Here is a 15609-nt window from a genome sequence, read left to right as displayed (position 1 = left end):
GCTGATGCGCCTGATCGACACCCAGCGCGGCGACAAAATCTTTCAGCGTGCTGTGTTCGAACAACGTGCGCAGCGGCACCTGCACGTTCAGCGCCTGACGGACGCGCGAGACCACTTGCGTGACCAGCAACGAGTGGCCGCCCAGCTCAAAGAAGTTGTCGCTCAAGCCCACGCGATCAAGCTTGAGTACCGCTTGCCAGATCTCGGCGACGCTGTGTTGAGTGGCGGTTTGCGGGGCGATGTAAGTCGATTGCAGCTGGCTGGCGTCAGGTGCCGGCAAGGCTTTGCGGTCGACTTTGCCGTTCGGCGTCAGCGGCAGTTGCGCAAGGAACAAAAGGTGCGCCGGCACCATGTATTCCGGCAGCTCGGCCTTGAGGCTGGCTTTCAATGCGGCGCGCAGTTCGCCTTCATCAATATCGTCGGCGGTCGGCACCACGTAGCCGACCAGTTGCGCGCCGGTCGGGCCGTCCTGAGCGACTACCACGGTTTCGCGCACGCTATCGAGGGCGAGCAAACGCGCTTCGATCTCGCCGAGTTCAATCCGGAAACCACGGATTTTCACCTGATGGTCGATCCGCCCGATGTACTCGATCACGCCCTCGGCGCGGTAACGGGTCAGGTCGCCGGTGCGGTACAGGCGCGCGCCGGTTTGCGAAAAGGGATCCGGGACAAAACGTTCGGCAGTCAGGCTCGGGCGCTGGAAGTAACCACGAGCGAGGCCATCGCCGCCGATCAACAGCTCACCCGGGGCGCCGAGCGGATTGAGCTCCAGGTCACTGCCGAGGATGTACAACGCGGTGTTGTCGATCGGTGTGCCGAGGAATGGACGGCTGTTGTCCGCACTCAAGGCGTGTTGCGCCGACCAGATGGTGGTTTCGGTCGGGCCGTAGAGGTTCCACACGCTCGGCGTCAGCGCCAGCATGCGTTGCGCCAGTTCCTGCGGCAGCGCTTCACCGCCACAGAGGAACGTGCGGCCCGAAAGGATGGGCGCCTGTTCGTTGTCCAGCAGCATGCGCCAGGTCGAGGGCGTGGCTTGCAGCGTCGTCACGGCGTGACGCTCGATCAGTTCGAGCACCGCTTGCGGGTCTTGATGCACATCCTTGCCGGTCAGCACCACACAAGCGCCGGCCAGCAATGGAGCGTAGATTTCCAGGCCGAAAATATCGAACGAGAAGGTGGTCAGCGACAGCACGCGATCCGTGGCCACGATGCCCGGCTGCTTGATCATGCTCGCGACAAAGTTACTCAGCGCTGCGTGGCGCACCATCACGCCTTTGGGTTTGCCGGTGGAACCGGAGGTGTAGATCGTGTAGGCCAGATGCTCGCCATTGACTGCAACGTCCGGCGCGGTCTGTGGATAAGCCGCCAGCCACTCGTGAGGTTGATCCAGCACCAGCGTTTGCACGCCCGGCGGGATCGGCAGCTGCGTCTGCAAATGGCTTTGGGCCAGCAGCAATGGCAGGCCGCTGTCCTCGATCATGTAGGCCAGACGATCCTGCGGATACGCCGGGTCCAGCGGCACATAAGCACCGCCAGCCTTGAGGATCGCCAGCAGGCCGACGATCATTTCCACGCTGCGCTCGACGGCGATACCGACCAATTGATCCGGGCCGACACCGGCCTCGATCAGCTTGTGCGCCAGTTGACTGGAGCGGGCATCCAGCTCGCCGTAGCTCAGCACGTGTTCGCCGATGATCAGGGCCGTGGCCTGCGGCGTTTGCTGTGCACGCCGGGAGAAATCCTGCTGCACGCATTCGGCTTGCGCGCTGCGGTCGGCGATGCGCAACCAGTCCTGCAACAGCACGCCGTGCTCGGCGCTTTCCAGCAACGGCAATTCGCCGACCCGCTGGTTCGGTGCGGCGACGATGCCGCGCAGCAAATTCTGCCAGTGACGCGCCAGGCGCTCGACGGTTTCAGCTTTGAACAGATCGGTGGCGTAGGTCAGCTCGGCGGCAAAGCCGTCGCTGGACTCATAAGTATTCAGCGTCAGATCGAACTGCGCGGTGCGCCCTTCCCACTGCACATCCTCGACACTCAGCTGCGGCAACTGCGCCGCGCTGCGCCCCTGATCACGGCTGGTCTGGTGGTTGAACATCACCTGGAACACCGGGCTGTGGCTCAGGCTGCGCTCCGGTTGCAAAGCTTCGATCAGTTGCTCGAACGGCAGATCCTGATGCGCCTGCGCGGCCATCGCCGCCTGTTTGACCTGAGCCAGCAACCGGTTGAACGGCAGTTGCCCGCTGACCTCGGCACTCAGCACCTGCGTGTTGACGAAAAAGCCGATCAGGCCTTCGGTCTCGACCCGGTTACGGTTGGCGGTCGGCACCCCGACGCGAATCTGCGCCTGACCGCTGTAGCGATGCAACAGCGCCTGGAACGACGCCAGCAGCAGCATGAACAGGCTCACGCCTTCGCGCTGCGCCAACTGCTTGAGGGCATCACCGAGGTCTGCCGGCAGGTTCAGTTCCAGCCGCGCACCGCGCAGGCTTTGCACGGCCGGACGCGGGTAATCGATCGGCAGTTCCAGCACCGGCTGCTCGCCGTCCAGGGTCTTGACCCAGTAGGCCAACTGGCGTTCACGCTCGCCCGCTTCCAGCCAGTGGCGCTGCCAGATCGCGTAGTCGGCGTACTGTATTTCCAGTTCCGGCAGGCTCAGCGGCTGCCCGGCGGTGTCGGCGGCGTAATGCTCGATCAGCTCGTTGACCAGGACTTTGATCGACCAGCCATCGGCGATGATGTGGTGCTGGATCAGCACCAGCACATGGTCGTCTTCCGCCACTTTCAGCAGCGCCACCCGCAGCAGCGGGCCCTGCTGCAAATTGAACGGGCGCGCGGTTTCGCTCTCGACGAAGGCCTTGATCGCGGCGTCTTCCCCGGCGGCATCGAGGCCCTCCGGCAATGGCGTCAGGCTGATGCTCAGCGGCAGTTGCGGATGAATCACTTGGCAAAAGCTTTCACCCTGCTCGGCGAAAGTCGTACGCAGGCTTTCATGGCGCGCCGCCACTGCGTTGAAGCTGCGTTGCAGCGCCGCCACATCCAGCCGGCCCTTGAGGCGCAGGGCGCTGGGGATGTGATACGCGGTGCTGTGCGGGTCCATTTGCCAGAGAAACAGTTGACGTTCCTGAGCGTACGACAGAGGAATCGCCGCAAACCCGGAACGTGTTTCCGGGATCGGCAGGTTGGCCGGAGAGACGCCCTCTTCGAGCATCTTTTCCAGGTACAGCTTACGTTTGTCCAGCGGCAGAGTGATAAAGCGCTTGGCTACCCTCAAAGCAACACTCTTGTCCATCAGACTTCCTCCATATCGTCAAGCAGGGCTTCCAGCTTGCTCAGTTTCTGTTCGTTGATTGCCCCGCCTCCTGTATCGAGTCGAGCGACAAACTCGCTCAGGACGGGGTGCTGGAATAACAGTTGCGGGGTCAGCGTCAGGCCCAGTTCCAGAGCCATGCGCGACACCACGTTGACCGCCAGCAGCGAGTGCCCGCCGAGTTCGAAGAACTGATCGTTCAAGCCGATGCGTTGCACTTCGAGCACTTGCTGCCAGATCGCCGCGACCTGTTGCTCAAGCTCACTGTGCGGCGCGACATACGCGGCCTGCATCTGGCTGGCATCGACCGCCGGCAGGGCCTTGCGGTCGAGTTTGCCGTTGGGGGTCAGTGGCAACTGCTCAAGGAACAGCAGGTGCGCGGGAATCATGTAGTCAGGTAACGAAGACTTGAGGCCAGTCTTTAGTCCCTCGCGCAGTTGCCGCTGCGCGTCCCCGTCGTGCATCTCCAGTTGCGGAGCGACCACATACGCCACCAGTTGCGCCCCGGTGTCGCTGTCGACGGCCAGCACCGCCGCTTCGCTGACCGTCGGCTGGGCGAGCAGTCGCGCCTCGATCTCCCCCAGTTCGATGCGGAATCCACGAATTTTCACCTGATGGTCGATCCGGCCCATGTACTCCAGCTCGCCCTCCTCGCGCTGACGAATCAGGTCGCCGGTGCGGTACATGCGCTGGCCGCTGCCGACGAAAGGATTCGGTACAAAGCGCTCGGCGGTCATCGCCGCACGCCCCAGATAACCGCGCGTGATGCCGGCGCCGGACAGGTACAGCTCGGCCGAAACACCCTGCGGAACCGCGTGCAAATCGGCATCCAACAGATGGCTGGCGCTGTGCTCGAGCGCACGACCAATTCGCGCCTGACCACCGGCGCTGCGGCGGGTCCAGGTCGAATAGGTGGTGTCTTCCGACGGGCCGTACAGGTCGTAAACGTGCTCGACCGTCGACTGCTGATACAACGCCTCCACCAGCGCTTGCTTCAGCGGTTCACCCGCCAGGTTGATGATGCGCACACTTGGCGGAATCTGCCCGGCACGCTGTAGCGCAGCAATCGCCGACGGCACGGTGTTAATCAGACGCACCTGATCGCGGGCCGGCAGTTGCGGCAGGTCCAAGGCATTACGCGCGATGATCAGCGAACCACCGTTGGCCAGCGTGACAAACAGCTCCCACACCGACAGGTCGAAGCACACCGACGTCGAGGCCAGTACGCCTTGGATGTCGTCGCGGCTGTAGACCTTGGCCGACCAGTCGATCAGCGCCATGACGTTGCGATGGGCAATCGCCACGCCTTTGGGTTTGCCGGTGGAACCGGAGGTGTAGATCACGTAGGCGAGGTTGTCCGGCTGCACCGTAGTTTTTGGCGCAACAGCTGAATAGTCGCTCAGCGACAGCTGATCCAACAGCAGCACTTGGGTATCGCCCGGCACACTCAGAGTCGCGGCAACGGCCTGCTCGGTGAGCAACACCCGCGCCCGACTGTCTTCGAGCATGTAGGCCACGCGATCCGCCGGGTAATCCGGGTCCAGCGGCACATACGCACCGCCAGACTTGAGCACCGCCAGCAAGGCAATCAGCAACTGTTCGGAACGCGGCATCGCCACGCCCACGCGCACTTCCGGGCCGACGCCCAGCTCAAGCAGCTTGTGCGCCAGACGGTTGGCCTGCGCGTCCAGTGCGGCATAGGTCAATTGCGTATGGGCGAAGGTCACCGCCAAGGCATCCGGGGTCGCCGCCACTCGATGGGCGATGGCTTGATGGATGCACTGCTCGGTAACGAAATCGCTGTTCACCGGCGGGTTATGTTCGATCAGGTTCAGCTCGCTCAATGTGCGCTCACCGCCATCCGCCATCTGGCTCAGCAGACGCTGCAGATGCGCGCCCAACTGCGCCACGCTGGCTGCCGCGAAGCTGTCGCGCTGATAACTGAAATGCACCGACAGTTGCGCGCCCATGTTGACCAGCAAGGTCAGCGGATAGTTGGTCTGCTCCTGATTGGCCACCGCGCCGAAGCGCAGACCTTGCGGCGCACCGCGTTCCAGCGCCTCGCCGATCGGGTAGTTCTCGAACACCATCAGGCTGTCGAACAGCGCGTCGCCGCCCTGCCCGGCCCAGCGCTGAATGTCCGCCAGCGGCGTGTGTTCGAACTCGCGCGAGGCGAGGTTCTGCGCCTGCACCGCTTGCAGCCAGGCGATCACGCTCTGCTGCGCGGGCGGTGCGGCGATCACCGGCAGCGTGTTGATGAACAGGCCGATCTGCGCTTCGGCACCCGGCAGGTCCGCCGGGCGCCCGGCGACGGTGGCGCCGAACGCCACGCAATCCTTGCCGGTGTAGCGCTGCAACAGCAGCAGCCACGTCGCTTGCACCACGGTGTTGACGGTGACTTTCGCGGCCCGGGCAAACTCGCCCAGGCGCTGGCTCAGCTCAGCGTCGAGCACCTGGTAATGATCGCCGTAACCCACGCTCGGCAAACCGGCCTGCGGCCGTGCGATGGCATTGGCCAGGCGCGTCGGTTCCTGCAGATTGCCCAGCGTCGCCCGCCAGTAGGCTTGCGCCGCCGCGCCATCCTGACGTTGCAGCCAGGCGATGTAATCGCGGTAGCGACCCGCGCCACGGGCGACCGCTTCGCCGCTGTAGTGCTGCAACACTTCGCCGAGCAACTGCGCGCTGCTCCAGCCGTCCATCAGGATGTGATGGTTGGTGTAGATCAGGTGATAACGCTCGGCTGCGGTGCGCACCAGCACCAGGCGCATCAGCGGTGCACAGCTCAGATCCAGACCCAGGGCGCGCTCTTCATCAGCGAGGGTTTGCAGCGCTGCCTCCAGATCAGTTCTGCCGTGCCAGTCGAGCACGCTGAACGGTACCTCGATCTGACGCTGCACCACTTGCACCGGTTGCGGCAGATCGCCTTGCCAGAAGAAGCCGCTGCGCAGGATGTCGTGGGCATCTACCGCCGCCTGCCACGCCGCGCGGAAGCGTTGCGGATCGACACCGTCGACGTCCAGGCGCATCTGGTTGATGTAGTCGCCATTGCCGTGTTCGAGCAAGGTGTGGAACAGCATGCCCTGCTGCATCGGCGACAGCGGATAGATGTCGTCGATGCCTTGCGGCTCCAGCACCAGCGCATCCAGTTGCGCTTGCGACAGTTGCGCCAGGGGGAAGTCCGACGGCGTCACGCCACGGTTGGCACTGTCGCAGCAGTGGCCGATCAGCGCGGTCAGTTCCTGCACATAGTCGTCGGCCAGACGCTGGATGGTGGCGGTGTCGAACATCGCACCGCTGTAGGTCCAGCTCAGGTCCAGCTCGCCGCCGAACACCTTGCTGTTGAGCGCCAGCGGATTGCCCAGCGGCCCTTGCAGGTTGACCTCGGCGCCGCCGGACTCGCTGGTCGGCACGAACAGCGCATCGCTGGCAGCGTCGAAGCTACCATCGAACTGGCCGAGGTAGTTGAAGGTCAGGCGCGGCGTCGGCAAGGCTTGCAGGGTGGCACGCGCCGGCTCATCACCGAGGTGTGCGAGCGCGCCGAAGCCGATGCCTTTGTGGGGGCTCGCCCGCAGCTGTTCCTTGATCTGCTTGAGCGACGCGCCGAGTTCGGCGGCCGGTGCCAGGCGTGCGGGGAATACGCTGGTGAACCAGCCCACGGTGCGGGTCAGATCGATGTGTTCGAACAGGTCTTCGCGACCATGCCCCTCAAGCAACACCAGTGCATTGTCGTCCCCGGTCCAGCGCACCAGCACCCGCGCCAGCGCGGTCAGCAACAGATCGTTGACCTGGGTGCGATAAGCCGCCGGAGCTTCCTGCAACAGCTGACGGGTCAGAGTCTGATCGAGTTTGCTGCGCAGGGTCAGTGCCTGATCGTGTTGCTGACCACCCTGCGGCCGGTCGTAAGGCAAGGCCGCCGAAGCGCCGTGCAACTGCTGCTGCCAGAAGCTCAGCTCGGCCTGCAATGCAGGGGTTTTGGCATAGTCCTGCAACGCCGCCGCCCAAGCTTTGATCGCACTGGTTTTCGCCGGCAATTGCACGGGCTTACCTGCGAGGAGCTGGCGATAGGCGTTTTGCAGATCTTCGAACAGAATCCGCCACGACACGCCATCGACCACCAGGTGATGGACGATCAGCAGCAGGCGCTGACTGCCATCAGCCAGGTTCGCCAGCACCGCGCGGATCAGTGAGCCGCCGCTCAGTTGCAGGCTGCGCTGGGCCTTGTTGCCCAGTGCCTCAAGGGCGGCGAGATCAGCGACCTCGACCTGCCAGAGAATGGTTTCCCCCGCTTGCGTGGCGACGTCGCGGTAGTGCGCCGACCAACCCGCGGCCTGCTCGACAAAGTCCAGACGCAAGCTGTCGTGCTGCACGACCAACGCATCCAGCGCTTGCTCCAGTACTTGAGCGTCCAGCGCCTGCGTCGGCTTGAGCATCACCGACTGGTTCCAGTGGTGACGGTCGGGAATCGCCTCGGCAAAAAATGCCTGGTGAATCGGCAGCAGCGCGGTTTCGCCGGTTTGCGCGCGCTGATCGATTGGCTGCACGACTTCGCCGGTCTGCGCCACCGTGGCCAGGGCCTGAATGGTCTGGTGCTGGAACAGGTCTTTGGGGCTGAAGCGAATCCCGGCCTGCCGCGCCCGGCTGACCACTTGAATCGAGATGATCGAGTCGCCACCCAGTTCGAAGAAGTTGTCGCTGACGCCGACCTGCTCAAGCTTGAGCACGTCTTGCCAGATCGCCGCCAGTTGCTGCTCCAGCGCCGTCTGTGGCGCGAGGTAGGCCTGTTGCAGTTGGCTGACGTCCGGTTTTGGCAGGTTCTTGCGATCGAGCTTGCCGTTCGGCGTCAGCGGCATGCGCTCAAGACGCAGGACATACGCCGGCACCATGTGCGCCGGCAGGCTGGCCTTGAGCTGCGCGCGCAGGTGGTCGGTGAACTCGGCACTCGCTGAATCACCGACCACGTAGGCCACCAGACGCTTGCCACTGCCGGCGCTGCCTTCCTGCGCCACGACCACCGCTTCGCGCACGCCGTCGAGGGCTTGCAGCGCCGCTTCGACTTCGCCCAGTTCGATACGGAACCCGCGAATCTTCACCTGATTGTCGATGCGATCCAGATAGTCAAAGGTGCCGTCGACACGCTGGCGCACCAGGTCGCCTGTGCGATAGAGCAAGCCGCCATGGGCGCTGAACGGGTCAGCGACAAAACGCTCGGCGGTCAGCCCCGGACGGTTCAGATAACCCCGCGCCAAACCCGTGCCACCGAGGTACAACTCCCCGGCCATGCCTTGCGGCAACAGGTTCAGATCGGCGTCGAGCACATAGGCGCTGCGATCGCCGATTCGGCTGCCGATCGGTGCGTAAGCGGCGCCGCACGGCTCTTCACGGCCAGCCTTCCAGATCAATGGGGTGACCACGGTTTCGGTCGGGCCGTAGCCGTTGATGATGTAGTCCGGATCGAGCGCGCGTTTGACCCGCTCGAAACTGGCGTTTGGCACCGCATCGCCGCCGAAGCAATAGATCCGCACTTTCGGCGGGTTGCCGACACGCTCGGCGTGTTCGGCCAGTTGTTGCAGGTACACCGGCGGGAACGCAACCACGCTCACGCCGTGTTCGATCATCGCGTTGTAGGTCTGCTCCGGCGTCCACAGCGTGTCGTCGCGAATCAGCAGCGAAGCACCGTGGGTCAGGCTGGTCAGCCAGCGCTCGTGGGCGCCGTCGAAGGCGAACGACATGAAGTGGAATTCGCAGTCGCTGTCGCGCATTTCGTAGCGCTGACCAATGGCCTGGCAATGCATCGCCAATGGGCCGTGAGCAACGCTGACGCCTTTCGGATTGCCGGTGGAACCGGAGGTGTAGATCACGTACGCGAGGTTATGCGGATCGACTGCTACCTGTGGCGCCGTGCTCGGCAACTCGTGCAGGTCGAGACGATCCAGCTCCAGCAACGGCACCGATTCGCCGACCGGCAATTGCGCCGACACCGACGAATCGCTGAGCAACAGCGCCAGCCCTGAATCATCGATCAGATAGGCCAGGCGTTCACGCGGATAACTGGTGTCCAGCGGCACATAGGCACCGCCGGCCTTGAGCACCGCCAGCAGCGCGACGATCACCGCCTCGCTGCGCGGCAGGGCCACGCCGACCCGAGTCTCGGCGCCGACGCCACGGGCGATCAGCGCGTGGGCCAGTTGATTGGCACGCTGCTCGATCTCGCCATAACTGAAGTGCTGACCGTTGAAGATCACCGCGGTGCGCTGCGGACGCTCGACCGCCAGCGTGGCAATGCGCTGATGCACAGCGGTGTCCAGCGGGTACGGCTGCGGCTGGTTTTCGGCTTGCTGGCGGGCATGCTCGTCAGCGCTGGCCAGAGCGATTTCGCCGAGGTTGCGTTCGGCCGACAGCGCAAACTGCTCAAGCAATTGCAACAGATGGGCACTGATGCCTTCGATCACTTCACCGGCAAACTGGCTGCGGTCGAAGCTGTAGTGCAGCGCCAGTTGCTGACCGAGGGTGACCGCCACGCTCAAGGCGTAGTGGGTTTGCTCCAGGTTGCCGACCTCACCGAATGTCAGGCCTTGTCCGGCCCGGCTCAGCGCCTGGGCGACCGGGTAGTTCTCGAACACCAGAATGTTGTCGAACAGCGCTTCCCCGCCCTGCCCGGCCCAGCGCTGGATATCCGCCAGCGGCGTGTGTTCGAAGTCGCGCAGGCTGAGGTTTTGCGCCTGCACCGCTTGCAGCCATTGGCCCACGCTTTGGTCCGGACGCGGCGCGCCGATCACCGGCAAGGTGTTGATGAACAGGCCGACCTGTTGCTCGATGCCCGGCAAATCCGCCGGACGCCCGGCCACGGTTGCACCGAACGCCACCGCTTCGTGACCGGTGTAGCGCTGCAGCAACAGCAGCCACGCAGCTTGCACGAGGGTGTTGACGGTGACTTTCTGTTGGCGGGCAAACGCTTCCAGTGCCTGAGTGCGCGGCACTTCCAGCGTCAGGTAATGGTCGCCGTGGCCACTGTTGCGCTCGCCACCGGTGGCGGCGCGGGCCAGTCGGGTCGGCTCTTGCAGCGTGGCCAACTGAGCGCTCCAGAAGTCCTGACTGAGCTTGCCGTCCTGACGTTGCAGCCAGGCGATGTAATCGCGATAACGTCCGCCGCCGTGAGCCGGGGTGCGACCGCTGTAACGCTGCAAGACTTCACCGAGCAACTGCGAGTTGCTCCAGCCGTCCATCAGAATGTGGTGATGGGTGTAGATCAGGTGCCATTGCTCGGCAGCGGTCTGCACCAGCACCAGACGCAGCAACGGTGCATGGCTCAGATCGAACCCTTGCTGACGCTCGGCATCGGCCAACGCCGCGAGGGCTGCCGGCTGATCATCACGCTCGCGCCAGTCGAGAATGCTGAACGGCAACTGCACCTGTTTGTGCACGATCTGCAGCGGTTGCGCCAGTTCGCCCTGCCAGACGAAACCGCTGCGCAGAATGTCCTGCGCAGCGACGGTGGCCTGCCACGCGGCGCGGAAACGCTCAGGGTCAAGACCTTGCACATCCACGCGCAACTGGTTGATGTATTCCCCCGCCGCTTGCTCGTAGAGGGTGTGGAACAGCAAACCCTGCTGCATCGGCGACAGCGGATAGACATCATCGAGCTGACCGGCCGGCACCGGCAGCGCATCCAGTTGCGCCTGGGTCACCCGAGCCAACGGGAAGTCCGATGGCGTCGCTTGCGCAATGGGTAGCGTGCAGCAGTGTTCGATCAGCGCCTGCAACTCGATGGCGTATTGATCGACCAGTTGCTGCACCGTGGCAACGTCGAACATCTCGCGGCTGAAGCCCCAACTCATCGACAATTCGCCGCCATACACCTGACCTTCCACGGTCAGCCAGTTGCCCAGAGGCGCCGACGGATCCTGCGCCACGCCGCTGGTTTCAACAGCCGGCACGAACAGCGCCGCCTCGTCGAACTGGCGGTCGAACTGGCCCAGGTAGTTGAAAGTGATGCGCGGTTGCGGCAGCGCGGCCAGTTCGGCGCGCCCCGACGGCGCGGCCAGATGCCGTAGCACGCCGTAACCCAGACCTTTGTCCGGCACCGCGCGCAGTTGCTCCTTGATCGCCTTGATCGAACCGTCGAGATCCTCGCTCGCAGTCAGGTTGACCGCGAACAGGCTGGTGAACCAGCCCACGGTGCGGGTCAGGTCAATGTCATCGAACAGGTCTTCGCGGCCATGCCCTTCCAGTTCGACCAGCGTGCCCGGCTGCTGGCTCCAGCGACTGATGGTGCGCGCCAGTGCGGTAAGCAACAGATCGTTGACCTGGGTGCGATACGCGGCCGGCGCCTGTTGCAGCAACTGGCGGGTGCGCTCGGCGTCGAGGCGCCATTCGATTTTCTCGCCATGCAAATTGTGCAGGCTGCCATCCGGGCGGTCGCACGGCAGATCCTCGGCGCCCTGATGCTGGGCTTTCCAATAGCTCAATTGGTCATCGAAGCGCGATGCGTCCTGCGCCAGACGCGCGGTCCAGCTCTGGAACGCGCTGGTCTTCGCCGGTAACTGAATGCCGCCGCCCGCCGCGAGCTGCTCGTAGGCCTGCTGCAGATCTTCCAGCAGCACCCGCCAGGAAACGCCATCGACCGCGAGGTGATGAATAATCAGTGCCAGTCGTTGCGAGCCGTCAGCCATCGTCACCAACAACGCACGCAACAGCGGGCCGTTTTGCAGGTCGAGGCTGCGCTGAGCTTGGTTGCACAGCGCCTGCAACTGTTCGGCAGATTCGGCGTCGCGTTGCCACAGCTCAGCGCCGGTCAACAGCGGGCCGTGGCTTTGCTGCCAGCCTTCGCTGCCTTCGACAAAGCGCAGGCGCAAGGCATCGTGGTGATTGATCAGGTGGGTCAGCGCCGCATCGAGCCATTGCGCGTTCAATGCCTCACGCGGGGTCAGCAGCAACGACTGGTTCCAGTGCTCGCGCACCGGCATCGCCCGGCTGAAAAAGTCTTGCTGGATCGGCCCGAGCACGGCATCGCCGGTCACCGGCCCTTGATCCACCGAAGACAGATGGTCGTGGCTCGCGACCAGTGCCAGACTGCGCACCGTCTGGTACTGGAACAGGTCACGCGGGCTGAGACGGATCCCGGCCTGCCGCGCGCGGCTGACCACTTGAATCGAGATGATCGAATCGCCGCCCAGCTCGAAGAAGTTGTCGTCGAGGCCAACGCGGTCGAGGCCGAGCACAGCTTCCCAGATCGCCGCGAGGGCTTTCTGCATGGCGTCCTGTGGCGCCACGAACGCCTGTTGCGGCGCGGCATCCGGTTGCGGCAAGGCCTTGCGGTCGAGTTTGCCGTTGGCGGTGACCGGCAATTTGTCGAGGGTGATCAGGTAGGTCGGCACCATGAACTCCGGCAGGCTGCCGAGCAGCCACGCCTTGAGCTCCTGCTGCCACTGTTCGTCCGCTTGCGCCTGTTCCAGCACCAGATAAGCCACCAGATGCTTGCCGCCCTGCACCAGCACCACCGCCTCACGCACCAGCGAATGCTGCATCAGGCGGGTTTCGATTTCGCCCAGTTCGATGCGCAAACCGCGCAATTTTACCTGGTGGTCGAGACGGCCGAGGTATTCGATCACGCCGTCGGCACGCTGCCGCACACGGTCGCCGGTGCGGTACAGGCGCGCGCCGTCATGGAACGGGCACGGCACAAAACGTTCGGCCGTCAGCGCCGGACGCTGGTGATAACTGCGCGCTAGCCCGGCGCCACCCAGATACAGCTCACCGGCGACACCGCTCGGTACCGGCAGCAATTCGGCATCGAGGACATGGGTGCGCAGGTTGGCGATCGGCCGGCCGATCGGCACGCTGTCCGCGCCTTCATCGACACAGGTCCAGTGGGTGACGTCGATGGCCGCTTCGGTCGGGCCATACAAGTTGTAGAGGCTGGCGTTCGGCAGCTTGGCGAAGACTTGCAGCTGCGCATCCAGCGGCAACGCTTCACCGCTGCAGACAATCCGCTTGAGACTGCTACAGCTTTCCACGCCGGTCTCGTGAATAAACGCCTGCAACATCGACGGCACAAAGTGCAGCGTGCTGATGCCGTGGCGGTTGATGCTATCGATCAGTTGCAGCGGATCACGGTGCGCGCCCGGCGCGGCCACCACCAGCCGCGCGCCGGTCAGCAGCGGCCAGAAGAACTCCCACACCGACACGTCGAAACTGAACGGGGTTTTCTGCAGCACCGAATCACTGGTGTCCAGCGCATAGGCTTGCTGCATCCAGCACAAACGGTTGACCAGCGCCGCGTGGCTGTTGCCGGCGCCCTTCGGCTTGCCGGTGGAACCCGAGGTGTAAATCACATACGCCAGGTTCAGCGGATCGACACTGACGTCGGGACGGCTATCGCTGTAACGGTCGAGCAGCTCCGGCTGATCCAGGATGACGACATTCACGCCGTCAGTCGGCAGCGTTGCCAGCAGCGCCTGTTGCGTCAGCAGCAAAGTAATGCCGCTGTCCTCGATCATGTAGGCCAGACGTTCCTGCGGGTATTCCGGATCCAGCGGCACGTAAGCGCCGCCAGCCTTGAGAATCGCCAGCAGCGCGACGACCATTTCCACCGAACGCAGGGCGCAGACGCCAACCAGACTGTCCGCTTGCACGCCCTGTTCGCTCAGCAGATGCGCCAGGCGATTGGCCCGGGCATCCAGCTCGGCGTAACTCAGGGTCTGTTCGCCGAACAGCAGTGCCGGTGCCTGCGGCGTACGCGCGACCTGCGCTTCGATCAGTCGGTGAATCGGCGTGTCGCTCGGGTACTGCGCATGGACGTTGTTCCAGTCGTGCACCAGCGTGCGCTGCTCGTCAGCCTCCAGCAGCGGCAACTCACCAATGCGCTGCGACGGATCAGCGACCATCGCCGTCAACAAGCGCAGCCAGTGCCGCGCCATGCGTTCGATGGTCGGTGCAGCGAACAGGTCGCTGGCGTAGGTCAGCGCGGCGTGCAGCTTGCCGCCCTGCTCCCAGGTGTCCAGCGTCAGGTCGAACTGGGTGGTGCGGCTCTGCCAGTCGAGGCTGTCGAGTTGCAGGCCGGATGCGGTGCGGAGGGTGGCGATATCGGCGACGTGCGGCTGATGGTTGTACATCACCTGGAACAGCGGCGTGTGGCTGAGGCTGCGTTCCAGCTTCAGCGCTTCGACCAGTTGCTCGAACGGCAGATCCTGATGCGCCTGGGCACCGAGCGCGGTTTCCTTGACCGCCCGCAACAGTTCGTCGACCCGGGTCTGACCGTGCAGTTGCGTGCGCAGCACCTGGGTGTTGACGAAGAAGCCGATCAGGCCTTCGATCTCGCCGCGATTGCGGTTGGCGATCGGCACACCGACGCGCAGGTCGGTCTGCCCGGTGTATCGGTGCAGCAGCGCGTTGAAGGCGCCGAGCAGGAACATGAACACGGTGACCTGATGCTGTTGCGCCGTGCTGCGCAGTTGCTCGGCGAGTTGGTCGTCGACCGCGAATTCATAGCGGGTGCCGCGATAGCTCGGCATCGCCGGGCGCGAATGATCCAGTGGCAGCTCCAGCACCGGGTGTTCGTCGCCCAGTTGCGCCTGCCAATAGTCGAGCTGACGCGCCTGCTCACCGGCCTCCAGCCAGCGGCGTTGCCACAGCGCATAGTCGCTGTACTGGATCGGCAGTGGCGGCAATTGCGGCGCGTGACCGGCGTCGAACGCGTCGTAGCAACGGATGAATTCGTCGATCAACACGTTCATCGACCAGCCATCGGACACGATGTGGTGCAGGGTCAGCAGCAGCACGTGTTCCTGCTCGGCCAGCTTGAGCAAGGTCACTCGCAGCAACGGGCCGACCGCCAGATCGAATGGCAGCAGCGACTGCTGTTCGGCGGCATCGATCACCGCCTGTTCGCGCTCACTGGTCGACAGAGCGCTGAAGTCTTCCCGGTTAATCAGTAGCGATGCGGTGGCCGGCACTTGCAGCAGACTGTCATCGGCCTGGCGCTGGAACACTGTGCGCAGGGTTTCGTGACGCTCCACCAGACTGGCGAAGGCTTGCTCCAGTGCCGTCAGGTTCAGCCGCCCGTTGAGCCGCACCGCACCCGGCAGGTTGTAGGCGCCGCTCTGCGGATCGAGTTGCCACAGGAACCACATGCGGCGCTGCGCGTAGGACAGCGCCTGACGATCCTCGGCTTCTATGCCGGCGGGTATCGGGAACCGCGCGAAATCCACGCCCTCCTTGTGCAGGGCCGCGAGGAACATCTGGCGCTTTTCCAGGGGCAACCCGATAAACCGGCGAGCAAGTTTCAAGGAGTCTTCAGCATTCAT

General features: G+C 64.1%; 2 protein-coding genes (1 of these 2 running past the window's edge). Both read right to left on the bottom strand.

Going from position 1 to position 15609, the window contains the following annotated elements:
- Positions 1 to 3289, bottom strand: the beginning of a protein-coding gene (locus ACM6HV_RS00485) for a non-ribosomal peptide synthase/polyketide synthase (protein ID WP_414902880.1). It extends 11708 nt beyond the left edge of the window; 3289 of the gene's 14997 nt are visible here — the first part of the coding sequence; it begins with the start codon at positions 3287 to 3289; its stop codon lies off the left edge, out of view.
- Positions 3289 to 15609, bottom strand: a complete 12321-nt coding sequence (locus ACM6HV_RS00480; protein WP_414902878.1) for a non-ribosomal peptide synthase/polyketide synthase — start codon at positions 15607 to 15609, stop codon at positions 3289 to 3291. The genes ACM6HV_RS00485 and ACM6HV_RS00480 overlap by 1 nt, the downstream gene beginning before the upstream one ends.

The sequence above is a fragment of the Pseudomonas sp. IT-P260 genome, assembly GCF_949768395.1.
GTDB lineage: Bacteria > Pseudomonadota > Gammaproteobacteria > Pseudomonadales > Pseudomonadaceae > Aquipseudomonas > Aquipseudomonas parakoreensis.
Note: the sequence above shows the minus strand (reverse complement) of the source record. Positions and strands in the feature narration are given on the sequence as shown.